Genomic DNA, 23,107 nt, shown 5'->3' with positions numbered 1-23,107 from the left:
TATGGCTGAGATATTTTATTTATGACCGACACCCTGAAGCTGATCCTTGAAGACACCGACGGCACCCAGCTGGAAACGTCCTGCACCCGCGTTGCCGTGGTCTGGCAGGGCAAGGAGATCTGGATCCAGCACGACGGCCGCGGCCAGCTGTTGATCGGCGTGGATGTGGAGGAGGGCGACGCCGAGTACGCCAACCTGCTGATGCGCCCATTGGCGACCAACCTGATGAGCCTGCAGCTGGAAATGGAACCGGCCGACGTTGAAGGTGACGACGACGATCACGTTCATGGCCCAGGCTGCAACCACTAAGGAAGCTGCTTATGCTCGCCCTCGGCAAACTGCTTGAACTGACGCTCGCCGGTCGCGAACCGGCGCAAAAAATTCAACTGACTGTCGACGGCGTGCAGATGCGCTGGCTCAGTGAAGGCGCGCTCGAGGTGCGTCCTCCTGAAGCTCGGGACAACGGCACCGACCTGCTGCTGTCGTCCGGCGTCCATGGCAACGAAACCGCGCCGATCGAATTGCTCGACCGTCTGTTACATGGCATCGCACGTGGGGAGATCAAACCCCGCACCCGTATTCTGTTCCTGTTCGGCAACCCCGAGGCCATGCGTCGCGGTGAGCGTTACCTGGAACTGGACGTCAACCGGCTGTTCAACGGTCGCCACGAAAGCAATATCGGCCCCGAAGCCATGCGCGCCGCCGAGCTTGAACAATTGGCCCGCAGCTTTTTCAGCCAGCCTGGCCGTTCGCGCCTGCATTACGACCTGCACACGGCCATTCGCGGCTCGAAGATCGAGCAGTTCGCGCTGTATCCCTGGAAAGACGGGCGTCAGCATTCGCGCCGTGAGCTGGAGCGCCTGCGCGCTGCGGGTATGGACGCGGTGCTGTTGCAGAACAAGACATCGGTCACCTTTACTGCGTTTACCTATGAGCAGTTGGAGGCCGAAGCCTTTACGCTGGAACTGGGCAAGGCGCGGCCATTCGGGCAGAACCAGGGCGTGGATGTATCGCGTCTGGAAACCCGCCTCAAGCAGATCATCGAAGGCACTGAGCCCCAGACTGATAGCCTCGACGGCATGAAACTGTTCGCCGTTGCGCGGGAAGTGATCAAGCACAGCGACGCCTTCCTGATGCACCTGCCGGCGGACGTGGAAAACTTTTCCGAGTTGGAAAAAGGCTATCTGCTGGCCGAAGACGTGGCCAAGACCCGTTGGGTGATCGAGGAAGAGGGCGCACGCATCATCTTCCCCAATCCGAAGGTCAAGAATGGTCTGCGCGCTGGAATATTGATTGTGCCGACCACGGATGCTGGCCTGGCATAGATGCAAATGTGGGAGGGGGCTTGCTCCCGATGGCGGTGTATCAGTTACAGATGAGCTGACTGACACACTGTTATCGGGAGCAAGCCCCCTCCCACATTGTTTTTGCGGTGTTGCTTATACCGCTACGGCACGTGGCTCGCTGCGGCGGATCGCGCGGACTTTGTGCAGCGTGTCAGCGCAAGTACGTGCCGCTTCCTGGCCTTTGTGCACGAAGTGCTCGTAGAAGAAGGTGGTGTGTTCGCTGCCCCCGTGGAAGTGGTGAGGGGTCAGGGACACCGAGAACACCGGCACTTCGGTTTCCAGCTGTACTTGCATCAGGCCGCTGACTACCGATTGCGCGACGAATTCGTGACGGTAGATCCCGCCATCCACCACCAGCGCCGCGGCGACGATCCCGGCGTAACGGCCGGTCTTGGCCAGCAGCTTGGCGTGCAGGGGCATTTCAAAGGCACCGCCGACTTCGAAGAAATCGATATCCGATTCCTGGTAGCCCTGGGCGATCATTTCGGCAAGGAAGCCTTTGCGCGACTGGTCGACAATATCCTTGTGCCAGCAGGCCTGGATAAACGCGACGCGCTCGCCGTGGTGGTTTTTGCTTTTGCTGTCGATTGCGGTGGGTTGCATGTTCTGACTCCTGTTTAAGAAAAAAACAGGGCGTTATGAATCGAATGGGATTTAAGGGTACGCATGCCCAAGCAGGCATGTGGCCCTTAGGTGCCAATCCCGTTCTCTCTTCATCCGGACTATGACCGTCGGCCCCGGGATCACACCGGGTCTGCTGACCTTGTCGCCGTCCTGCCTGAGCAGTTCGAGGCGCCAAGCGCTCGCGGGCTATGCACATTGCGCGCAATTACCGCCGGTGGGGAATTACACCCCGCCCTGAGAACGTTGCCACCAGAACCCTGGCGGCGGAGAGTTTTTATCATGCTTTTTCAAAAACTGCACGGTTGCCGTATCGATAAGCTATATCGGTTTGTTTGGTGGGTATTCGATTGAAACGACGTGGGGCTTGATATTACGTAGCGTTGCCCGCAGTAATCATTCATAAAACCAACCCACATCACCCTTTAGAGGCCTGTTCCATGTCTGTGATCGACCTGCGCAGCGACACCGTGACTCAACCCACCCCCGCTATGCGTGACGCGATGGCCAGCGCCGTCAGTGGTGATGACGTCTACGGTGAAGACCCCAGCGTCAACAAACTGGAGGCCGTGCTCGCTGAGCGCCTGGGCTTTGCGGCTGCTCTGTTCGTGCCCACCGGTACCATGAGCAACCTGCTTGCGTTGATGGCCCACTGTGAACGCGGCGAGGAGTACATCGTCGGGCAACAGGCCCACACCTATAAATACGAAGGAGGCGGGGCGGCCGTGCTGGGTTCGATCCAGCCGCAGCCACTGGAAGTGCAACCCGACGGGTCCCTGGACCTTGACCACGTGCTGGCGGCGATCAAACCCGACGACTTCCACTTCGCCCGCACGCGCTTGTTGGCGCTGGAAAACACCATGCAGGGCAAGGTGCTGCCGTTGGAGTATCTGGCCAAGGCGCGTGCGTTTACCCGTGAGCATGGCCTGGCGCTGCATCTGGATGGCGCGCGGCTGTACAACGCAGCGGTCAAGCTGGGCGTAGAGGCACGCGAGATTGCCCGGCATTTCGACTCGGTATCGGTGTGCCTGTCCAAAGGCTTGGGTGCGCCGGTCGGTTCGGTGCTGTGCGGTTCCACGGCGCTGATCGCCAAGGCCCGACGCCTGCGCAAGATGGTTGGCGGCGGCATGCGCCAGGCCGGCTCACTCGCGGCGGCAGGCCTGTATGCGCTGGATCACCAGGTGCAGCGCCTGGCCGACGACCACGCCAATGCCCAGTGGCTGGGGGATGAGCTGCGCAAGGCCGGCTACACGGTGGACCCGGTACAGACCAACATGGTGTATGTGCAGGTCGGTGACCGGGCGCAGGCTTTGAAGGCATTTGCCGCTGAGCGCGGGATCAAGTTGAGTGCCGCGCCGCGTCTGCGCATGGTCACGCACCTGGATGTCAGCCGGGCGCAGATCGAGCAAGTCGTGCAGGCATTCGTCGCCTTTTCGCAGAAATGACAGCGCAGACCGTCTAATTGACTGTTTCTATCACATAAACACGCTGTACCACCGGCAAAGGGCCGATATAATGCGGCCCTTTGCCGTCGCTTCGTCTAATGATGTTGCGCACTGGCCTTTGGCCGCAGCCTCCGTGGAAGAACCTAATGAAAAGCGCAGAAATCCGTGAAGCCTTCCTTCGCTTCTTCGAAGAGCAAGGCCACACCCGTGTAGCCTCAAGCTCCTTGATCCCAGGCAACGACCCCACCCTGCTGTTCACTAACGCGGGGATGAACCAGTTCAAGGACTGTTTCCTGGGCCAGGAAAAGCGCGCCTACACCCGCGCGACCAGCAGTCAGAAGTGCGTCCGCGCCGGCGGCAAGAACAGCGACCTGGAAAACGTGGGTTACACCGCGCGTCACCACACCTTCTTCGAAATGCTGGGTAACTTCAGTTTTGGCGATTATTTCAAGAAAGATGCGATCACCTTCGCCTGGACCTTTCTGACCGGCGTGCTGAAGCTGCCCAAGGAAAAACTCTGGGTCACCGTCTACGCGACGGACGACGAAGCGTACGACATCTGGACCCAGCAAATCGGCGTGCCCGCCGAGCGCATGATTCGCATCGGCGACAACAAAGGTGCGCCGTACGCCTCCGATAACTTCTGGACCATGGGCGATACCGGCCCGTGCGGCCCCTGCACCGAGATTTTCTACGATCACGGTGCCGACATCTGGGGTGGCCCGCCGGGCTCGCCGGATGAAGACGGCGACCGCTACATCGAAATCTGGAACAACGTGTTCATGCAGTTCAACCGCACCGCTGATGGTGTGTTGCACCCGTTGCCGGCCCCGTCGGTGGACACCGGCATGGGCCTGGAGCGCATCAGTGCGGTCATGCAGCACGTGCATTCCAACTATGAGATCGACCTGTTCACCAATCTGCTGAGTGCATCGGCTGCGGCCATTGGCTGCTCCAACGAAGGCCAGTCTTCGCTCAAGGTCGTATCGGACCACATCCGTTCCTGCGGTTTCCTGATTGCCGATGGTGTGCTGCCGTCAAACGAAGGCCGTGGCTATGTGCTGCGCCGCATCATCCGTCGCGCCTGCCGTCACGGCAACAAGCTGGGCGCTACCGGCAGCTTTTTCTACAAGATCGTGGCGGCGCTGGTTGCCGAGATGGGCGATGCCTTCCCGGAACTGAAGCAGCAACAAGCCAATATCGAGCGCGTACTCAAGGCCGAGGAAGAGCAATTTTCCAAAACCCTGGAGCACGGCCTGAAAATTCTCGAGCAGGACCTGGCCGAACTCAAAGGTACCGTGGTGCCGGGCGATGTGGTGTTCAAGCTCTACGACACCTACGGTTTCCCGATGGACCTGACCGCCGACATCGCCCGTGAGCGCGAGCTGACCATCGATGAGGCCGGTTTTGAGCGTGAAATGGAGGCCCAGCGCGTGCGTGCGCGATCCGCCAGTTCGTTTGGCCTGGACTACAACACCCTGGTCAAGGTTGATGTGCCCACCGAGTTCATCGGCTACAAGGCTACCGCCGGCTCGGCCAAGATCGTGGCCATTTATAAAGACGGCAAGTCGGTCGATGTGCTGAACGAGGGCGATGAAGCGGTGGTGGTCCTGGACCAGACGCCGTTCTACGCTGAGTCCGGTGGCCAGATCGGTGACTGTGGCTTCCTCAGTTCGACGTCCGGCCGTTTCGACGTGCGCGATACCACCAAGACCGGTGGTGCTTTCCTGCACCACGGTGTGTTGGTGTTGGGCAACCTGGTCGTCGGTGCGCCAGTCGACACTCAAGTTGATGCCGATGTACGGCATGCAACCGCGCTGAACCATTCGGCCACTCACTTGCTGCACGCTGCCTTGCGTCAAGTGCTGGGCGAGCATGTCCAGCAGAAGGGCTCGCTGGTCGACAGCCAGCGCCTGCGTTTCGACTTCAGCCATTTTGAAGCGATCAAGCCTGAGCAGATCAAGGCGTTGGAAGACATCGTCAACGCTGAAATCCGCAAGAACACCCCGGTTGAAACCGAGGAAACGGATATCGAAACCGCCCGGAACAAGGGCGCTATGGCGCTGTTTGGCGAGAAGTACGGCGACGAAGTGCGCGTACTGAGCATGGGCGGCAGTTTCTCGGTGGAACTGTGTGGGGGTATCCATGCCAACCGTACCGGTGACATCGGCCTGTTGAAAATCATCAGCGAAGGCGGTGTGGCCTCGGGCGTGCGTCGTATCGAGGCGGTGACTGGTGCTGCTGCGCTGGCCTACCTCAACGCAGCCGAAGAACAACTCAAGGAAGCGGCCGGCCTGGTCAAGGGCAGCCGTGACAATCTGATCGACAAGCTGTCCGCCGTCCTCGAGCGCAACCGCGCGCTGGAGAAACAGCTGGAGCAGTTGCAAGCCAAGGCAGCCAGTGCGGCGGGCGACGACCTGTCGGCCTCGGCGGTTGACGTCAAGGACGTAAAAGTCCTGGCGGCGCGCCTGGACGGTCAGGACGGCAAGGCGTTGCTGGCCTTGGTCGATCAGTTGAAGAACAAGCTCGGCCGCGCAGTGATCCTGCTCGGCAGTGTCCATGAGGATAAGGTCGTTCTGGTTGCGGGTGTAACCAAGGACCTGACTGGCCAACTCAAAGCCGGTGATTTGATGAAGCAAGCCGCTGCGGCAGTGGGCGGCAAGGGCGGTGGTCGTCCGGACATGGCGCAAGGCGGTGGTGTTGACGCCGGCGCCCTGGATGCGGCCCTGGCCTTGACCGTGCCGTTTGTCGAGGCAGGTATTTAAGGCGCTGTTAATGAGCCCATGGTCTAGTCATGGGCTCGCTCGGTTGCTGGAAGATTCGTTTATTGGGCGCCCCTTTACGGGCTGAGGCGGCTTAGAAATGGCTTTGATCGTACAGAAATTCGGAGGCACCTCGGTCGGTTCTGTCGAAAGAATCGAGCAGGTCGCTGACAAGGTTAAGAAGTTCCGTGATGCCGGCGACGACCTGGTGGTGGTGCTGTCGGCCATGAGCGGCGAGACCAATCGCCTGATCGACCTGGCCAAGGCCATCAGCGGTGATCAACAACCGCTCCCGCGTGAGCTGGATGTGATTGTGTCCACCGGTGAGCAGGTGACGATTGCGCTGCTGGCCATGGCCCTGAACAAGCGTGGTGTGCCGGCGGTGTCCTACACTGGCAGTCAGGTGCGCATCCTTACCGACAGCGCACATACCAAGGCGCGCATCCTGCAGATCGACGATCAGAAGATTCGTACTGATCTGAAGGCTGGTCGCGTGGTAGTGGTAGCAGGTTTTCAGGGGGTGGACGAGCAGGGCAACATCACCACCCTGGGTCGTGGTGGTTCGGACACCACTGGCGTGGCGCTGGCAGCGGCTCTCAAGGCTGACGAATGCCAGATCTATACCGATGTGGATGGCGTCTACACCACCGACCCGCGCGTCGTGTCCGTGGCCCAGCGCCTGGACAAGATCACCTTTGAGGAGATGCTGGAAATGGCCAGCCTCGGTTCCAAGGTGCTGCAAATCCGCGCGGTGGAGTTCGCCGGCAAGTACAACGTTCCGCTGCGCGTATTGCACAGCTTCAAAGAGGGTCCGGGCACCCTCATTACTATTGATGAAGAGGAATCCATGGAACAGCCGATCATTTCCGGCATCGCTTTCAATCGCGATGAAGCCAAGCTGACGATCCGTGGCGTGCCAGACACCCCGGGTGTGGCCTTCAAGATCCTCGGTCCTATCAGCGGCGCGAACATCGAAGTCGACATGATCGTGCAGAACGTTTCGCACGATAACACCACCGATTTCACCTTCACCGTGCACCGCAACGAGTACGATGCGGCCGAGCGTATCCTGCAGAACACTGCCAGCGAGATCGGCGCCCGTGAAGTGGTGGGTGATACCAAGATTGCCAAGGTATCGATTGTGGGTGTGGGCATGCGCTCTCACGCGGGTGTTGCCAGTCGCATGTTCGAGGCGCTGGCCAAGGAAAGCATCAACATCCAGATGATCTCCACATCGGAAATCAAGGTCTCGGTGGTGATTGAAGAGAAGTACCTGGAACTGGCTGTGCGCGCGCTGCATACCGCTTTTGAGCTGGACGCTCCGGCCCGACAGGGCGAGTGAGGCGATGCCAGGAAGGCGCGGTTTACCGCGCCTTTCATTTTTTTGTTGAGTGCATGTTCTTTTGCGTGGGCTCGACAATACTTAGGCGGTAGGGCTGCGGCCTTTTGGTTGTAGGTCGAATGCCTTTTTTTTGCAGACTGTTGTTCCTGAACTGAATTGCGTGAGGTGAAAGGTATGTTGATTCTGACTCGTCGTTGCGCAGAAAGCCTGATTATCGGTGATGGCGAAATCACCGTGACGGTGCTTGGCGTTAAAGGCAATCAAGTGCGTATCGGGGTTAACGCTCCGAAAGAGGTAGCGGTCCATCGCGAGGAAATCTACCTGCGGATCAAGAAAGAGAAGGACGAAGAACCAAGCCTTTAATTTTTATCGTTTTTTATGTTTGCAAACGGGGAAGAACGTGGTTAATATACGCCCCGTGTTGCGGAGAGCTGGCCGAGTGGCCGAAGGCGCTCCCCTGCTAAGGGAGTACACCTCAAAAGGGTGTCGGGGGTTCGAATCCCCCGTTCTCCGCCATTATTTGCTTAGTACGTTGCAATCTGGTTTTTTCGGTAAGTTGTTGAAAATACTCGAAAAAATAGCTTTACATAGAGATTGAACGGCCTATAATGCGCGGCAACAAATGCACTCGTAGCTCAGCTGGATAGAGTACTCGGCTACGAACCGAGCGGTCACAGGTTCGAATCCTGTCGAGTGCACCATTTAAGAGTCAGTTGCAGCAATGCAGGTGTCTCGGCTTCAACCAGTTGTGATCTGGTCTAAAAACACAATCTGCACTCGTAGCTCAGCTGGATAGAGTACTCGGCTACGAACCGAGCGGTCACAGGTTCGAATCCTGTCGAGTGCACCATACAAACAAAAAGCCCGCCAAGTGCGGGCTTTTTGCCGTCTGGGGTTTGTGTAGGTTTTATCCTGGCGTGTGCCTTTTTCTATTTTCCATGTGTTTTCCCTTCTGACTGCGTCGTCGCAGTTCATAGATGCAGCCAATACTCAGCTTTGGTTTGCAAGCGCTTGTTCTTTCCAGTTTTTTGACGTTAAAAGTGGCCGAGCGGTGTATCATGCGCCGGTCAGCCCCGCCGGGGCTTGTGGAATGCCTCCATGGACTTACCCAGTAGTTACTCAGTACCCCGCTTTACCAATCATGAATTGACTGATTGATCCTTCCGGCGCGCTCCGCTGCTGGGAGTGGAGTTCGCCTATGACCGAAGTAGAAGTAAAGAAAACACAAGAAAGCCTGCAGGATCGTCTGGCTCAAGTTATCGAGCTACTGCAGCGCCAGCGTGTGGTCGAAGACCTCACGCACCGCCAGGAAGGTCCGCACCACGACCGCGTCGAAAACCTGGTTCATCGGCAAAACCTCGTCGAGTTGCAACGTAAACTCGATGACCTGCACTCCGCCGACGTTGCTTATATTCTCGAAGCCTTGCCGCTGGATGATCGACTGACGCTCTGGCAGTTGGTCAAGGCTGATCGCGACGGCGACATTCTCCTCGAAGTATCTGATTCGGTCCGTGAAACCCTGATCGCCGACATGGACGATCATGAACTCCTGGCTGCGGCCAAGGAGATGGATGCGGACGAGCTGGCTGACCTGGCTCCCGAATTACCGCGCGATGTTGTTCATGAGCTGATGGAGGCGTTGGACACTCAGCAGCGTGAGCGTGTGCGTTCAGCACTGTCTTACGATGACGATCAGGTCGGCGCGCTGATGGACTTCGAGATGGTCACCATCCGTGAAGACGTCAGCCTGGAAGTGGTGCTGCGCTACCTGCGCCGGCTCAAAGAGCTGCCGGGCCATACCGACAAGCTGTTCGTCGTCGACTACGAAGGCATCCTCAAGGGCGTATTGCCCATCAAGCGCCTGCTGGTAAATGACCCGGAGAAGAAAGTTGCTGACCTGATGGCCAGCGATACGGTGAGCTTTCACCCGGATGAAGATGCCTACGATGCGGCCCAGGCTTTCGAACGTTACGACTTGATCTCTGCCCCGGTAGTCGACAAGAACGGCAAGCTGATTGGTCGACTGACGATTGATGAAATCGTCGATCTGATTCGCGAAGAGAGTGAAACCGAAGTCCTCAACATGGCGGGTTTGCGTGAAGAGGAAGATATTTTTGCGTCGGTCTGGCGTTCGCTGCATAACCGCTGGGCCTGGCTGGCCGTCAATCTGATTACCGCGTTTATCGCGTCCCGGGTGATCGGGCTGTTTGAGGGCTCCATCGAAAAGCTGGTCGCTCTGGCGGCGTTGATGCCGATTGTGGCTGGCATCGGCGGTAATTCCGGTAACCAGACCATCACGATGATTGTGCGTGCCATGGCGCTGGACCAGGTCAGCACCGCCAACTCTTCACGTCTGCTGCGCAAGGAGTTGGCGGTGGGCCTCATCAATGGCCTGGTGTGGGGCGGCGTAATAGGGGTGGTGGCTTACTTGCTATATGGCAGCTGGTCGCTGGGTGTGGTGATGACCGCCGCCATGACTCTGAATTTGCTTCTGGCCGCCTTGATGGGGGTTTTGATTCCCATGACCCTGGCGCGTCTGGGGCGCGACCCTGCGATGGGTGCCAGCGTGATGATTACAGCCATGACTGACAGTGGCGGCTTCTTCATCTTCCTGGGCTTGGCTACAATCTTCCTGCTCTGACCTGTCATGCGAGGGCAAATCTGCCCTCGCTTTGCTTCCCTACTCAAATCCCACGCAAAAAAAAGCCAGCACATGGCTGGCTTCGGCTTTCAAGTGTAAATCAATTGGCTTCTGCGGCCGCCTCTACGTCGTGCGCGATAAGCGAGACGAGAGCATTTTGCTGGCGGTGGGAAAGCTGCCGAAAACGCTGCAGCAGTTCGCGTTCATGCAGTGACAGCTCTGGGCTGTCCAGGCGCATGCTCAACTCTTCACCCAAGGCACCTTCCTGAATAAGGCTCTGTTCCAGGCGGGCGATGATTTCGGAGTTCATGCTGCGATGATGATTGCGAGCCACCTCGGCAATGCGTTCACGCATTCCGTCTGGCAGACGTACGACGAACTTGTCAGCCGTACGGCTGGAATAAATTGCCTGTTTCAATGGGCGCATATATTTAACCGGTTAGTTCAGGGGAGCGGTTTCTGGAATTGGCCGCAAGATGAGTGTTAAGACAAGACTCACGACCAAAGTTCAACCCGAATTGCAAAGAGGCCGCATCATGCCTCAGATTTGACATTTCCTTGGCGTCAATTCTGTGACAAATATTGAACCGCCTAAAGGCTTTATGCCAGCACTGATTTGCATTTTTGCGGACTGGTTGGAAAAATTTTCGCGTGGGATCGCATATTCCTGATCCTCGCGCAAGCCTTATCCCAAAGTCTGGTTGAAGAGCGCACGCCCTGAGCAACATGGCCTTTTGCCCTCACGTATAAGGGTAGTGGCAGTTTGCTGATTTACTAGCACGAGGCGACATAAGGTAGGGGCGGGGGCGGGGCGGGGGTAAGGAGCTTAGCGCAACACTGGATCGAATTTTATCCGCCTGCCCACAACAAGCGTCAGGATCAGCAGGCATCCGAATACAGCGCTGGCGATGAATGCCACGGGTCGGCCGTCTTGCACGTCGTTGCTCAGGCCCATTAGGGCGGTCGCGATCGTCAGGCATAGAAAACCCCATGCAGGTTTGGACATGAATAGCGCTCTCAGAAAACCCAATGTTCGGAGGTTGGGGTGGCTTGGGTGCCTTGGGTTAGACGGATAGGAGATTTAGGGTCGCCTGTCATCACTGCCAGCTGCGGGCGTTGCTGCAGATGGTGGGGCACGGCTTGAGCGATCTCGGCGCTGTCCGAGGAATTCGTCGGTGCGAAATGAAAAGTTGCCAGCGCGGCCAGTGCCATTGCGTTGAGGCCGAGTAGTAGGGCGCTGTTCATAGTCGTCTTCTCCGTGTGCCTTGGCCAGGTTGGTTTGTAGGAGAAATATTGCAGGTGGCGTGCCAACTGATTAAATCAGTATATTCAATGGGTTACGTGATTTTAAAGGGTGGTTTTCAGTGCAATTTGCAATGATGGCAGTTTGGGGTAGTGCAATTTGCACGGCGGCAGGAAGCGTTTACGTTTAATGAGCCAAGTGCACTCGGTGCTTACAAGGATTGGCCTACGATCAAAAAGCCAAGGGATGACATGACAAAGACGACCTTGGCCGTTAACATGCACGCCGTCCGTCGTTAAGCCCCAGGCTTATCGATTGCGACTTGTCCCAGTAGCTCAATTGGATAGAGCATCCCCCTCCTAAGGGGAAGGTTGGCCGTTCGAACCGGCCCTGGGACACCATTTCATCAGCTGTATGTTGTTGGCGTTCGCCGATATCAAAAATCTTCGCTTCCTTTACCCGCCAATGGCTCTCAATAGACGGGGGTCGTTCATCAGCCTGCGGGCAGTCGGACCGTCGGGGTTGGGTCGCTGTTTCTTCTATCTATATAGAAAGCCAGCGAGACTGAAGGGAATTCAAAAGTTTTTGATTCGGGGGCTTGACGCTCTAGTTGAAAGCTGTAGAATTCGCCTCCCGCTTACGAGAGATCGCAAGCGCAAGTGGTTGAAGTTGTTGAAGAATTCTTCGAAAACTTCTGAAAATAACCACTTGACAGCAAATGAGGCTGCTGTAGAATGCGCGCCTCGGTTGAGACGAAAGGTCTTAACCAACCGCTCTTTAACAACTGAATCAAGCAATTCGTGTGGGTGCTTGTGGAGTCAGACTGATAGTCAACAAGATTATCAGCATCACAAGTTACTCCGCGAGAAATCAAAGATGTAACCAACGATTGCTGAGCCAAGTTTAGGGTTTCTTAAAAACCCAAAGATGTTTGAACTGAAGAGTTTGATCATGGCTCAGATTGAACGCTGGCGGCAGGCCTAACACATGCAAGTCGAGCGGTAGAGAGAAGCTTGCTTCTCTTGAGAGCGGCGGACGGGTGAGTAATGCCTAGGAATCTGCCTGGTAGTGGGGGATAACGTTCGGAAACGGACGCTAATACCGCATACGTCCTACGGGAGAAAGCAGGGGACCTTCGGGCCTTGCGCTATCAGATGAGCCTAGGTCGGATTAGCTAGTTGGTGAGGTAATGGCTCACCAAGGCGACGATCCGTAACTGGTCTGAGAGGATGATCAGTCACACTGGAACTGAGACACGGTCCAGACTCCTACGGGAGGCAGCAGTGGGGAATATTGGACAATGGGCGAAAGCCTGATCCAGCCATGCCGCGTGTGTGAAGAAGGTCTTCGGATTGTAAAGCACTTTAAGTTGGGAGGAAGGGCAGTTACCTAATACGTGATTGTTTTGACGTTACCGACAGAATAAGCACCGGCTAACTCTGTGCCAGCAGCCGCGGTAATACAGAGGGTGCAAGCGTTAATCGGAATTACTGGGCGTAAAGCGCGCGTAGGTGGTTTGTTAAGTTGGATGTGAAATCCCCGGGCTCAACCTGGGAACTGCATTCAAAACTGACTGACTAGAGTGTGGTAGAGGGTGGTGGAATTTCCTGTGTAGCGGTGAAATGCGTAGATATAGGAAGGAACACCAGTGGCGAAGGCGACCACCTGGACCAACACTGACACTGAGGTGCGAAAGCGTGGGGAGCAAACAGGATTAGATACCCTGGTAGTCCACGCCGTAAACGATGTCAACTAGCCGTTGGGAGCCTTGAGCTCTTAGTGGCGCAGCTAACGCATTAAGTTGACCGCCTGGGGAGTACGGCCGCAAGGTTAAAACTCAAATGAATTGACGGGGGCCCGCACAAGCGGTGGAGCATGTGGTTTAATTCGAAGCAACGCGAAGAACCTTACCAGGCCTTGACATCCAATGAACTTTCTAGAGATAGATTGGTGCCTTCGGGAACATTGAGACAGGTGCTGCATGGCTGTCGTCAGCTCGTGTCGTGAGATGTTGGGTTAAGTCCCGTAACGAGCGCAACCCTTGTCCTTAGTTACCAGCACGTAATGGTGGGCACTCTAAGGAGACTGCCGGTGACAAACCGGAGGAAGGTGGGGATGACGTCAAGTCATCATGGCCCTTACGGCCTGGGCTACACACGTGCTACAATGGTCGGTACAGAGGGTTGCCAAGCCGCGAGGTGGAGCTAATCCCACAAAACCGATCGTAGTCCGGATCGCAGTCTGCAACTCGACTGCGTGAAGTCGGAATCGCTAGTAATCGCGAATCAGAATGTCGCGGTGAATACGTTCCCGGGCCTTGTACACACCGCCCGTCACACCATGGGAGTGGGTTGCACCAGAAGTAGCTAGTCTAACCTTCGGGAGGACGGTTACCACGGTGTGATTCATGACTGGGGTGAAGTCGTAACAAGGTAGCCGTAGGGGAACCTGCGGCTGGATCACCTCCTTAATCGACGACATCAGCTGCTCCATAAGTTCCCACACGAATTGCTTGATTCATTGAAGAAGACGAAAGAAGCAGCCTAAAGGGTTGTAGCTTAGTTGGTTAGAGCGCACCCCATGCTTTGTGGTAAAGAGCGGGGTGAGGTCGGCCTTAGCAGCTCGAAATTGGGTCTGTAGCTCAGTTGGTTAGAGCGCACCCCTGATAAGGGTGAGGTCGGCAGTTCGAATCTGCCCAGACCCACCAATTTTGTGTGGGAAACGCCTGTAGAAATACGGGGCCATAGCTCAGCTGGGAGAGCGCCTGCCTTGCACGCAGGAGGTCAACGGTTCGATCCCGTTTGGCTCCACCACTACTGCTTCTGTCGGTATAAAGCTTAGAAATGAGCATTCCATTGTTGTGATGGTGAATGTTGATTTCTAGTCTTTGACTAGTTCGTTCTTTAAAAATTTGGGTATGTGATAGAAAGATAGACTGAACGTTACTTTCACTGGTAACGGATCAGGCTAAGGTAAAATTTGTGAGTTCTCTTAACTGAGAAATTCGAATTTTCGGCGAATGTTGTCTTCACAGTATAACCAGATTGCTTGGGGTTATATGGTCAAGTGAAGAAGCGCATACGGTGGATGCCTTGGCAGTCAGAGGCGATGAAAGACGTGGTAGCCTGCGAAAAGCTTCGGGGAGTCGGCAAACAGACTTTGATCCGGAGATGTCTGAATGGGGGAACCCAGCCATCATAAGATGGTTACCTTACACTGAATACATAGGTGTATGGAGCGAACCAGGGGAACTGAAACATCTAAGTACCCTGAGGAAAAGAAATCAACCGAGATTCCCTTAGTAGTGGCGAGCGAACGGGGACTAGCCCTTAAGTGGCTTTGAGATTAGCGGAACGCTCTGGAAAGTGCGGCCATAGTGGGTGATAGCCCTGTACGCGAAAATCTCTTAGTCATGAAATCGAGTAGGACGGAGCACGAGAAACTTTGTCTGAATATGGGGGGACCATCCTCCAAGGCTAAATACTACTGACTGACCGATAGTGAACTAGTACCGTGAGGGAAAGGCGAAAAGAACCCCGGAGAGGGGAGTGAAATAGATCCTGAAACCGTATGCGTACAAGCAGTGGGAGCCCACTTTGTTGGGTGACTGCGTACCTTTTGTATAATGGGTCAGCGACTTATTTTCAGTGGCGAGCTTAACCGAATAGGGGAGGCGTAGCGAAAGCGAGTCTTAATAGGGCGTCTAGTCGCTGGGAATAGACCCGAAACCGGGCGATCTATCCATGGGCAGGTTGAAGGTTGGGTAACACTAACTGGAGGACCGAACCGACTACCGTTGAAAAGTTAGCGGATGACCTGTGGATCGGAGTGAAAGGCTAATCAAGCTCGGAGATAGCTGGTTCTCCTCGAAAGCTATTTAGGTAGCGCCTCATGTATCACTGTAGGGGGTAGAGCACTGTTTCGGCTAGGGGGTCATCCCGACTTACCAAACCGATGCAAACTCCGAATACCTACAAGTGCCGAGCATGGGAGACACACGGCGGGTGCTAACGTCCGTCGTGAAAAGGGAAACAACCCAGACCGTCAGCTAAGGTCCCAAAGTTATGGTTAAGTGGGAAACGATGTGGGAAGGCTTAGACAGCTAGGAGGTTGGCTTAGAAGCAGCCACCCTTTAAAGAAAGCGTAATAGCTCACTAGTCGAGTCGGCCTGCGCGGAAGATGTAACGGGGCTCAAACCATACACCGAAGCTACGGGTATCACGTAAGTGATGCGGTAGAGGAGCGTTCTGTAAGCCTGTGAAGGTGAGTTGAGAAGCTTGCTGGAGGTATCAGAAGTGCGAATGCTGACATGAGTAACGACAATGGGTGTGAAAAACACCCACGCCGAAAGACCAAGGTTTCCTGCGCAACGTTAATCGACGCAGGGTTAGTCGGTCCCTAAGGCGAGGCTGAAAAGCGTAGTCGATGGAAAACAGGTTAATATTCCTGTACTTCTGGTTATTGCGATGGAGGGACGGAGAAGGCTAGGCCAGCTTGGCGTTGGTTGTCCAAGTTTAAGGTGGTAGGCTGGAATCTTAGGTAAATCCGGGATTCTAAGGCCGAGAGCTGATGACGAGATCATCTTTTAGATGACGAAGTGGTTGATGCCATGCTTCCAAGAAAAGCTTCTAAGCTTCAGGTAACCAGGAACCGTACCCCAAACCGACACAGGTGGTTGGGTAGAGAATACCAAGGCGCTTGAGAGAACTCGGGTGAAGGAACTAGGCAAAATGGCACCGTAACTTCGGGAGAAGGTGCGCCGGTGAGGGTGAAGGACTTGCTCCGTAAGCTCATGCCGGTCGAAGATACCAGGCCGCTGCGACTGTTTATTAAAAACACAGCACTCTGCAAACACGAAAGTGGACGTATAGGGTGTGACGCCTGCCCGGTGCCGGAAGGTTAATTGATGGGGTTAGCTAACGCGAAGCTCTTGATCGAAGCCCCGGTAAACGGCGGCCGTAACTATAACGGTCCTAAGGTAGCGAAATTCCTTGTCGGGTAAGTTCCGACCTGCACGAATGGCGTAACGATGGCGGCGCTGTCTCCACCCGAGACTCAGTGAAATTGAAATCGCTGTGAAGATGCAGTGTATCCGCGGCTAGACGGAAAGACCCCGTGAACCTTTACTATAGCTTTGCACTGGACTTTGAATTTGCTTGTGTAGGATAGGTGGGAGGCTTTGAAGCGTGGACGCCAGTCTGCGTGGAGCCAACCTTGAAATACCACCCTGGCAACTTTGAGGTTCTAACTCAGGTCCGTTATCCGGATCGAGGACAGTGTATGGTGGGTAGTTTGACTGGGGCGGTCTCCTCCTAAAGAGTAACGGAGGAGTACGAAGGTGCGCTCAGACCGGTCGGAAATCGGTCGTAGAGTATAAAGGCAAAAGCGCGCTTGACTGCGAGACAGACACGTCGAGCAGGTACGAAAGTAGGTCTTAGTGATCCGGTGGTTCTGTATGGAAGGGCCATCGCTCAACGGATAAAAGGTACTCCGGGGATAACAGGCTGATACCGCCCAAGAGTTCATATCGACGGCGGTGTTTGGCACCTCGATGTCGGCTCATCACATCCTGGGGCTGAAGCCGGTCCCAAGGGTATGGCTGTTCGCCATTTAAAGTGGTACGCGAGCTGGGTTTAGAACGTCGTGAGACAGTTCGGTCCCTATCTGCCGTGGACGTTTGAGATTTGAGAGGGGCTGCTCCTAGTACGAGAGGACCGGAGTGGACGAACCTCTGGTGTTCCGGTTGTCACGCCAGTGGCATTGCCGGGTAGCTATGTTCGGAATAGATAACCGCTGAAAGCATCTAAGCGGGAAACTAGCCTCAAGATGAGATCTCACTGGAACCTTGAGTTCCCTGAAGGGCCGTCGAAGACTACGACGTTGATAGGTTGGGTGTGTAAGCGCTGTGAGGCGTTGAGCTAACCAATACTAATTGCCCGTGAGGCTTGACCATATAACACCCAAGCAATTTGCGACTCGAGAGAGACCAGATTGCGGTGTGTGAAGACGAGATGAACCGAAAGTTCGACGCTCACAAAACACCAAATTCTATTACATACCCAATTTGCTGAAGCGAGGCCAGCTGGCCACGACTCAGTACCCGAATTTCTTGACGACCATAGAGCATTGGAACCACCTGATCCCATCCCGAACTCAGTAGTGAAACGATGCATCGCCGATGGTAGTGTGGGGTTTCCCCATGTGAGAGTAGGTCATCGTCAAGATTAAATTCCAGAACCCCTGTTTGCTCACGCAGACAGGGGTTTTGTTTTGGGCGGTCGAAAACCTCACCCCCCGGCAGACGCGAGCGTATCCGCGAAAATCACCCCTGCTGGCGCGACAGTGCCGGACATGCTCAGCATGCTGTGGATCGCTCTATTCAGGCTTTTTAGCGCCGATATCCAAAGACCAGTCGAACCTTGCGGATGTTCAAGGTTCACAGGTGGTGCGCTGCCTATTTATCTCGGATTCTATGTACCTCGCAGGCACGAATGCAGCGTCTGAGCTGTTAAGCAAAATAATCCCGGCAATGGCTCATGCCGCCTGTCCGGACCTGACCACTGCGGACTATCATTCCGATAGCCCTGTCCCCTCACTGCAAGGAGCCGCTCGGAACGCCGATGCGCCAGATCTGGAAATCTTTTCGAGCCCTTTATTTCGCTTCTTTGATGATGCTGATCGGCTCCGGCCTGCTCAGTACTTATCTGGCCTTGCGCCTGGCGGCCGACCACGTCGACAGCCTGTGGGTCGGTGCGCTGATGGCGGCCAACTACTTTGGCCTGGTGCTGGGTGGCAAGATTGGCCACCGTTTGATTGCCCGTGTCGGGCATATACGTGCTTACGCTACTTGCGCCGGGATCGTCGGCGCGGCTGTGTTGGGGCACGGCTTGATCGATTGGCTGCCGGCCTGGATCGTACTGCGGATAATCGTTGGCCTGGGTATGATGTGCCAGTACATGGTTATCGAAAGCTGGCTTAACGAGCAAGCGGACGCCAAGCAGCGAGGGGTCGTGTTCAGCGGCTATATGATCGCCTCCTACCTCGGCTTGGTGCTGGGCCAGTTGATATTGGTCATGCATCCCCACTTGGGCCTTGAACTGTTGATGCTGGTCGCGCTGTGCTTTGCCCTGTGCCTGGTACCGGTAGCAATGACCCGACGTATTCACCCGGCGCCATTACACCCGGCGCCAATGGAGCCGCGTTTCTTTATCAAGCGTGTGCCACAGTCTCTCAGCACTGTGTTGGGGGCTGGTCTGATCGTCGGCTCGTTCTACGGCTTGGCGCCTCTCTACGCGTCCCAGCAGGGGCTGACGACCGAGCAGGTTGGTCTGTTCATGGGTTCCTGTATTTTCGCTGGACTGCTCGTGCAGTGGCCGTTGGGGTGGTTGTCGGACCGTTATGACCGCGCACTGCTGATTCGCTGCTTTGCCTGTTGCCTGGCGGTGGCGGCGTTGCCCTTGGCGATCATGACCAATGTGCCTTTGGAAGTACTGTTCGTGGCAGGGTTTCTGTGTTCACTCGTGCAGTTTTGTCTTTATCCGCTGGCGGTGGCTTTTTCCAACGACCATGTGGAAGGTGATCGCAGGGTATCGCTGACCGCTATGTTGCTGGTGACTTACGGAGTGGGTGCCAGTATTGGGCCGCTTTTGGCGGGCGTGATGATGAAGCTGTTCGGCAGCCAGATGCTGTACGCATTCTTCAGTCTATGTGCGTTGATCCTGGTATGGCGCATTCGGCCGAAGGCCGTGACTAACCTGCATCAAGTCGACGACGCACCGCTGCACCACGTGGCCATGCCAGACAGCATGTCCAGTTCGCCGTTGGTGGCTGCACTGGATCCGCGGGTGGATGAACAGGTGGTACAGGAACAGATGCAGGACACGGTTCCTGATCCTGATCCCGATCCTGAGCCTGAACCAGCGGTTCAGGAGCCGGCTGCGCAGGCTCCCTCAGAGCCGATAGACCCGGACGAACATCCCCATGACCTGAGCAGGGCGCGCCCCTGAACGAAAAAACGGGCAGATCCCCTCAGGATCTGCCCGTTTTTTTTCATCCGCGTTTCAAGGCTTACAGGTCGTCATCCTTGTCGAAGCGTCGAGCTTCGCGCTGCAGTTGATACACAAAACGCTCCACTTGGCGCTGCACCAAGCCGCTCATGTTATGGAAGCGCACACCCGCGAAGGTTGTGTTGATCCTGTCTTCGAAATGCAGATAGCGCAGCTCGACAGAGGTGGTCATGCTGCCGAACGGCAGCGCGGCGATAAAGCGGTCATACACCTGGCCCAGCTGCAGGCGTTCGGAAATGTCCCCTTCAAAGCGCAATTTGCACCCGGTGGCCGAGATGTCCAGCAGCTTGCCGCTGACCGGTGCCTTGAGTTTTTCGCCACCCAGTTCAATATTCACCAGCTGCGCCAGCTTAAGTGCAGCGCGGAACGCATTACGACGCTGATGGTAGACCACCTCGCCGGGCATGCTGCCAGTGTAGATACGGTGCCCATCTTTTTCGCTGATGCTCAGTGTGCCGTTACTGTCCCAGGCAACCCGCACCCCATCATGGAAACCCTCGATGCGGAAGGGCTCGCCATTTTCCAGGTAGCGCTCACCATCACGCGGAATCATCTCGTCCAGGGTCAGCGTCTTGCTGTCCCGATCGATGTCCACAAGATAACTTTGGAAGCGCTGGCTGCGTTCGTGGAAAGTGATGATCAGCGGATCATGGCTTTCTTGGAGCATTCGCAGAGTGCTGGCGATTTCCAGAGGTGTGGTGAGGACCTTTGGTGGCTGCGGTGCATCTTCCGCATTAGGGGCGTTGAACACGGTTGTTCCATCTCCAGGCAAAATACGACTACACGCAAGAACCGGCATTTTGCCAGTATGTAGCGCACCTTGGATAGGTCGCGCTGTAAACCGGCGTCAGGCTTGGCTGCGGGTACTTGGCTTGACCAGGCGTGAAGTGGAACCTTGGGCGTTATAGAGCGCCGGGGGCTCGCCGCCATGAAGAATACGTAACTGGTTGGCGGTGGTGGCTTGCTGAAGCTGGATCGACTGGCCGTTGAGCAGGTTGGCTTCCTGGCACTGGGCGAGCAACTGATTGAGCGCTTTGCTTTGCGTCAGTAACTGTTCGCCGACCGAGGAATGGCTCGCCAGCTGTGCCAGGCCGTCGTGATCGGCGGGCAAGCCCAGGCTGATCAGAATCTCGCTGCGCTTCTTGCCGTGCTGCTCGAGCAGCACAATCAGCGACTGTTTGCGCGCCAGTATTTCTTCGAGCAAAGGCATATCCCGGCCATACAGGGCCAGGGACTCTTCTTTAAGCAGCTCGAGCAATTGTTGCGTCGGCGCCAGATCATCAATGATCAGTTGAAGCAAATGTTCGTCGTGGTGCATGGCTGGCCTTGGGTGTTAAGCGTCCAGAAGCCCAGCGCAGGCCTTTGCCTAGCGCTCGGCTTCGAAGTTAAGCAGCTTGCTGGCTACACGGTTGCTGTCGACGGTATAAGTACCATCGGCGATTGCCTGTTTCAATTCGGCCACACGGGCCTTATTGACGATCGGTTGATCGCGCAGCGAGTCAGTGACCTTTTGCAATTGTTGAGCCTCATTGCTCAGGTGTACCGATTCCCCACTCGGGCTCGCGCTTGCCTGCTCTGCTTTCACGGGCTGAGACTTGGCTTCTACGCTTTCCTTGGCACCGTTGGTGCGCGTGGTGCCCGGTAAGGGCTGGGTGCTGTTCAAACGATTGAAATCAATGACCATGATAAAAAACCTCTGGGTATTTGGACGCTTGCCATGTTTTCGGCCATACCCGGACAAACTTTAGCCGCGAGTGACAATTAACTCGCAAGGCTCGGCATCCAACCCACAGTGTAGGAAAAGCGGGCAACTGATTCCAGTCATCTATAGCGCCACCTCCACTTGGCCCGGCGCCGTCACCCGCGCCTTGATCACGCGGTTCGAGTTGAGGTTCTTCACTCGAATCTGTTCGCTCATTCCCCCATTGGACAGCGCTTCCCCCGGCATTTTTACGTTCAGCCCGCCGCTGCTGGCGGAAATTACCACCTGGTCACCCTTGCGAATCACTTCAGCCTGCTCCAGATGAACCAGCGTGATGACCTGATCGGTGACCATTGGTCGGGTAAGCCGCTGCCCGATCGCCTGGTCCAGGGAGGTAAGGTAACCCTGATTGATCAAGCTGATATCCCGCTCACGCAAAGCAACATCGTCATAGCCAATAATCCCGGTGCGCTTCAATGGTCGCGCAACCACAACAACGTCGCGAAACAATTTGACCTGGGCCGGCACGAACACCGTCCACGGGGACGCGCCTTCGCAGCGTACTTTAACGGTTACGCGGCCGATGGGCTGGGCGGGGCTTTCCAGGGTGGCTGTCAATTCCTTGTCACACATGGGCATGCGAAGGCGCGGGTCCAACTGGTTGACCTGGATCTCATAGCGCCCTGGTGTCTGTGTGGTCGCCAGATAATCTTCTACAGTGAACTCAAGAAAGCCCTGGGTGACGCCGATAAGGAGATCAGGCAGGGTGACGTTATCGGCGCGAGCCGCGACGCCCACGCCCCAGACAAGCAGCGCCATCGCGGCGCAGAGCAGTCTGCGGTACTTTGGGCGGCGGGGGCGGCGGGAAACTGTCATTTTAATATCCATAGCCAATCAAATAGCAAAACTTAGCAAAGCTCGTGCCGTTTAGTGTTGGGTACGCATCGTACCTCTGGGATTTAGGAGTCTGGGCATGGCAGGTGTAATGGATTCAGTAAACCAGCGCACACAGCTGGTAGGGCAGAATCGCCTGGAGTTGTTGCTTTTCCGCCTGGACGGCAAGCAGCTGTACGGCATCAACGTGTTTAAAGTGCGTGAAGTGTTGCAGTGTCCGAAGCTGACGATCATGCCTAAATCCAGTCCGGTGGTGTGCGGCGTCGCCAATATCCGTGGCGCGACCATTCCGATTCTTGACTTGGCAATGGCCACTGGCTCCTCTGGTTTGCAGGACCGTCAGAGCCCGTTCGTCATCATTACCGAGTACAACACCAAGACCCAAGGGTTCCTGGTGCGCTCGGTGGAACGCATCGTCAATATGAACTGGGAAGAGATTCATCCGCCGCCCAAGGGCACCGGGCGCGATCACTACCTGACGGCCGTGACGCGAGTCGACAACCAGTTGGTGGAAATCATCGACGTGGAGAAAATCCTCGCCGAAGTGGCGCCGACCTCGGAGACCATTTCGGTCGGCGTGGTGGATGCCGAGACGGCCCACAAAGCGGTGTCCCTGCGTGTGTTGACCGTGGACGACTCCTCTGTCGCTCGCAAGCAGGTCACGCGTTGCCTGCAAACAGTCGGCGTCGACGTAGTTGCCCTCAATGACGGGCGCCAGGCCTTGGATTACCTGCGCAAGTTGGTGGATGAAGGCAAGAAGCCGGAAGAAGAATTCCTGATGATGATTTCCGACATCGAGATGCCGGAAATGGACGGCTACACCCTCACGGCTGAGATACGCAGCGATCCACGCATGCAAAAATTACATATCATCCTGCATACTTCGTTGTCGGGGGTATTCAATCAGGCAATGGTCAAGAAGGTCGGTGCAGATGACTTCCTGGCTAAATTCCGGCCTGATGACCTCGCATCCCGGGTAGTCGACCGGATCAAGGCAGCAGATCACGGCTAGGGGGATTTTCCCTCCTGGCGGTCACACGATTTA

General features: G+C 56.0%; 17 protein-coding genes, 6 tRNA genes, 3 rRNA genes and 1 riboswitch. Of the genes, 18 read left to right on the top strand and 8 right to left on the bottom strand.

Annotation, left to right across the window (positions count from 1 at the left end):
- Positions 1-21 precede the first annotated feature (21 nt).
- Positions 22-309, top strand: a complete 288-nt coding sequence (locus QF045_RS23790) for a hypothetical protein (RefSeq protein WP_003175651.1) — start codon at positions 22-24, stop codon at positions 307-309.
- A gap of 11 nt (positions 310-320) precedes the next feature.
- On the top strand, positions 321-1,325 hold the full coding sequence (astE, locus tag QF045_RS23785; protein WP_306494296.1) for a succinylglutamate desuccinylase: 1,005 nt from the start codon (positions 321-323) through the stop codon (positions 1,323-1,325).
- A 114-nt stretch (positions 1,326-1,439) separates the two neighbouring features.
- Here the strand turns inward: astE and QF045_RS23780 are convergent, their stop codons facing one another.
- The gene (locus QF045_RS23780) at positions 1,440-1,949 is read right to left on the bottom strand and encodes a 6,7-dimethyl-8-ribityllumazine synthase (protein ID WP_057723717.1); all 510 of its coding nucleotides are present in this window, start codon (positions 1,947-1,949) and stop codon (positions 1,440-1,442) included.
- A gap of 97 nt (positions 1,950-2,046) precedes the next feature.
- Positions 2,047-2,216: riboswitch (FMN riboswitch) on the bottom strand.
- Between the two features lie 191 nt (positions 2,217-2,407).
- Here QF045_RS23780 and ltaE point away from each other — a divergent pair.
- The 8 genes from ltaE to mgtE all read left to right on the top strand — a co-directional run bounded on the left by ltaE (position 2,408) and on the right by mgtE (position 10,157).
- The gene (ltaE, locus tag QF045_RS23775; protein ID WP_306494295.1) at positions 2,408-3,412 is read left to right on the top strand and encodes a low-specificity L-threonine aldolase; all 1,005 of its coding nucleotides are present in this window, start codon (positions 2,408-2,410) and stop codon (positions 3,410-3,412) included.
- Positions 3,413-3,558: 146 nt separating this feature from the next.
- The gene (gene alaS / locus QF045_RS23770) at positions 3,559-6,177 is read left to right on the top strand and encodes an alanine--tRNA ligase (protein ID WP_306494294.1); all 2,619 of its coding nucleotides are present in this window, start codon (positions 3,559-3,561) and stop codon (positions 6,175-6,177) included.
- A gap of 97 nt (positions 6,178-6,274) precedes the next feature.
- A complete protein-coding gene (locus QF045_RS23765) occupies positions 6,275-7,516 on the top strand; it encodes an aspartate kinase (RefSeq protein ID WP_056861669.1) in 1,242 nt (413 codons plus the stop codon).
- A gap of 174 nt (positions 7,517-7,690) precedes the next feature.
- Complete coding sequence (gene csrA, locus QF045_RS23760; protein WP_003175645.1) at positions 7,691-7,879, top strand: carbon storage regulator CsrA; 189 nt, start codon at positions 7,691-7,693, stop codon at positions 7,877-7,879.
- Between the two features lie 62 nt (positions 7,880-7,941).
- Positions 7,942-8,032 (top strand) — tRNA-Ser (locus QF045_RS23755).
- Between the two features lie 108 nt (positions 8,033-8,140).
- Positions 8,141-8,217 (top strand) — tRNA-Arg (locus tag QF045_RS23750).
- 72 nt (positions 8,218-8,289) lie between these two features.
- Positions 8,290-8,366: transfer RNA gene (locus QF045_RS23745), tRNA-Arg, on the top strand.
- A gap of 348 nt (positions 8,367-8,714) precedes the next feature.
- Complete coding sequence (mgtE, locus tag QF045_RS23740; RefSeq protein ID WP_306494293.1) at positions 8,715-10,157, top strand: magnesium transporter; 1,443 nt, start codon at positions 8,715-8,717, stop codon at positions 10,155-10,157.
- Positions 10,158-10,257: 100 nt separating this feature from the next.
- Here mgtE and QF045_RS23735 read toward each other — a convergent pair whose 3' ends face one another.
- The 3 genes from QF045_RS23735 to QF045_RS23725 all read right to left on the bottom strand — a co-directional run bounded on the left by QF045_RS23735 (position 10,258) and on the right by QF045_RS23725 (position 11,402).
- Positions 10,258-10,584, bottom strand: a complete 327-nt coding sequence (locus QF045_RS23735) for an Arc family DNA-binding protein (protein ID WP_003193592.1) — start codon at positions 10,582-10,584, stop codon at positions 10,258-10,260.
- 399 nt (positions 10,585-10,983) lie between these two features.
- Entirely contained in the window at positions 10,984-11,163 is a 180-nt protein-coding gene (locus tag QF045_RS23730; protein ID WP_306494292.1) for a PA3371 family protein, read from the bottom strand.
- Positions 11,164-11,174: 11 nt separating this feature from the next.
- The gene (locus QF045_RS23725; protein WP_306494291.1) at positions 11,175-11,402 is read right to left on the bottom strand and encodes a hypothetical protein; all 228 of its coding nucleotides are present in this window, start codon (positions 11,400-11,402) and stop codon (positions 11,175-11,177) included.
- 322 nt (positions 11,403-11,724) lie between these two features.
- Between QF045_RS23725 and QF045_RS23720 the strand changes: the two genes are divergently transcribed.
- The 7 genes from QF045_RS23720 to QF045_RS23690 all read left to right on the top strand — a co-directional run bounded on the left by QF045_RS23720 (position 11,725) and on the right by QF045_RS23690 (position 19,406).
- A tRNA-Arg gene (locus tag QF045_RS23720) sits at positions 11,725-11,801 on the top strand.
- A 532-nt stretch (positions 11,802-12,333) separates the two neighbouring features.
- Positions 12,334-13,870: ribosomal RNA gene (locus tag QF045_RS23715) — 16S ribosomal RNA — on the top strand.
- Between the two features lie 160 nt (positions 13,871-14,030).
- Positions 14,031-14,107, top strand: a tRNA-Ile gene (locus QF045_RS23710).
- A gap of 30 nt (positions 14,108-14,137) precedes the next feature.
- Positions 14,138-14,213 (top strand) — tRNA-Ala (locus QF045_RS23705).
- A 247-nt stretch (positions 14,214-14,460) separates the two neighbouring features.
- A 23S ribosomal RNA gene (locus tag QF045_RS23700) occupies positions 14,461-17,353 on the top strand.
- 155 nt (positions 17,354-17,508) lie between these two features.
- Positions 17,509-17,624: ribosomal RNA gene (gene rrf / locus QF045_RS23695) — 5S ribosomal RNA — on the top strand.
- Together the 16S, 23S and 5S rRNA genes with 2 tRNA genes alongside form the textbook arrangement of a ribosomal RNA operon.
- A gap of 396 nt (positions 17,625-18,020) precedes the next feature.
- Positions 18,021-19,406 (top strand): MFS transporter, encoded by a 1,386-nt coding sequence (locus tag QF045_RS23690; protein WP_306494290.1) that lies wholly within the window; start codon positions 18,021-18,023, stop codon positions 19,404-19,406.
- A 61-nt stretch (positions 19,407-19,467) separates the two neighbouring features.
- Here the strand turns inward: QF045_RS23690 and QF045_RS23685 are convergent, their stop codons facing one another.
- The 4 genes from QF045_RS23685 to flgA form a co-directional block, all read right to left on the bottom strand.
- Positions 19,468-20,217, bottom strand: a complete 750-nt coding sequence (locus QF045_RS23685) for a flagellar brake protein (protein WP_306494289.1) — start codon at positions 20,215-20,217, stop codon at positions 19,468-19,470.
- A gap of 96 nt (positions 20,218-20,313) precedes the next feature.
- A complete protein-coding gene (locus QF045_RS23680) occupies positions 20,314-20,784 on the bottom strand; it encodes a flagella synthesis protein FlgN (RefSeq protein ID WP_306494288.1) in 471 nt (156 codons plus the stop codon).
- Positions 20,785-20,832: 48 nt separating this feature from the next.
- On the bottom strand, positions 20,833-21,150 hold the full coding sequence (flgM, locus tag QF045_RS23675; RefSeq protein WP_306494287.1) for a flagellar biosynthesis anti-sigma factor FlgM: 318 nt from the start codon (positions 21,148-21,150) through the stop codon (positions 20,833-20,835).
- 141 nt (positions 21,151-21,291) lie between these two features.
- Complete coding sequence (flgA, locus tag QF045_RS23670) at positions 21,292-22,056, bottom strand: flagellar basal body P-ring formation chaperone FlgA (RefSeq protein ID WP_306494286.1); 765 nt, start codon at positions 22,054-22,056, stop codon at positions 21,292-21,294.
- 85 nt (positions 22,057-22,141) lie between these two features.
- Between flgA and QF045_RS23665 the strand changes: the two genes are divergently transcribed.
- Positions 22,142-23,074 (top strand): chemotaxis protein CheV, encoded by a 933-nt coding sequence (locus QF045_RS23665; RefSeq protein WP_124387831.1) that lies wholly within the window; start codon positions 22,142-22,144, stop codon positions 23,072-23,074.
- Positions 23,075-23,107 lie beyond the last annotated feature (33 nt).

Origin of the sequence: Pseudomonas sp. W4I3, assembly GCF_030816195.1 — a bacterium.
In the GTDB taxonomy this organism is placed as follows: domain Bacteria; phylum Pseudomonadota; class Gammaproteobacteria; order Pseudomonadales; family Pseudomonadaceae; genus Aquipseudomonas.
Note: the sequence above shows the minus strand (reverse complement) of the source record. Positions and strands in the feature narration are given on the sequence as shown.

Coding starts and splice junctions, on each gene's coding strand:
- QF045_RS23790 (WP_003175651.1), top strand. CDS start 22: ATGACCGACACCCTGAAGCTGATCCTTGAAGACACCGACGGCACCCAG.
- astE (WP_306494296.1), top strand. CDS start 321: ATGCTCGCCCTCGGCAAACTGCTTGAACTGACGCTCGCCGGTCGCGAA.
- QF045_RS23780 (WP_057723717.1), bottom strand. CDS start 1,949: ATGCAACCCACCGCAATCGACAGCAAAAGCAAAAACCACCACGGCGAG.
- ltaE (WP_306494295.1), top strand. CDS start 2,408: ATGTCTGTGATCGACCTGCGCAGCGACACCGTGACTCAACCCACCCCC.
- alaS (WP_306494294.1), top strand. CDS start 3,559: ATGAAAAGCGCAGAAATCCGTGAAGCCTTCCTTCGCTTCTTCGAAGAG.
- QF045_RS23765 (WP_056861669.1), top strand. CDS start 6,275: ATGGCTTTGATCGTACAGAAATTCGGAGGCACCTCGGTCGGTTCTGTC.
- csrA (WP_003175645.1), top strand. CDS start 7,691: ATGTTGATTCTGACTCGTCGTTGCGCAGAAAGCCTGATTATCGGTGAT.
- mgtE (WP_306494293.1), top strand. CDS start 8,715: ATGACCGAAGTAGAAGTAAAGAAAACACAAGAAAGCCTGCAGGATCGT.
- QF045_RS23735 (WP_003193592.1), bottom strand. CDS start 10,584: ATGCGCCCATTGAAACAGGCAATTTATTCCAGCCGTACGGCTGACAAG.
- QF045_RS23730 (WP_306494292.1), bottom strand. CDS start 11,163: ATGTCCAAACCTGCATGGGGTTTTCTATGCCTGACGATCGCGACCGCC.
- QF045_RS23725 (WP_306494291.1), bottom strand. CDS start 11,402: ATGAACAGCGCCCTACTACTCGGCCTCAACGCAATGGCACTGGCCGCG.
- QF045_RS23690 (WP_306494290.1), top strand. CDS start 18,021: ATGCGCCAGATCTGGAAATCTTTTCGAGCCCTTTATTTCGCTTCTTTG.
- QF045_RS23680 (WP_306494288.1), bottom strand. CDS start 20,784: ATGCACCACGACGAACATTTGCTTCAACTGATCATTGATGATCTGGCG.
- flgM (WP_306494287.1), bottom strand. CDS start 21,150: ATGGTCATTGATTTCAATCGTTTGAACAGCACCCAGCCCTTACCGGGC.
- flgA (WP_306494286.1), bottom strand. CDS start 22,056: ATGGATATTAAAATGACAGTTTCCCGCCGCCCCCGCCGCCCAAAGTAC.
- QF045_RS23665 (WP_124387831.1), top strand. CDS start 22,142: ATGGCAGGTGTAATGGATTCAGTAAACCAGCGCACACAGCTGGTAGGG.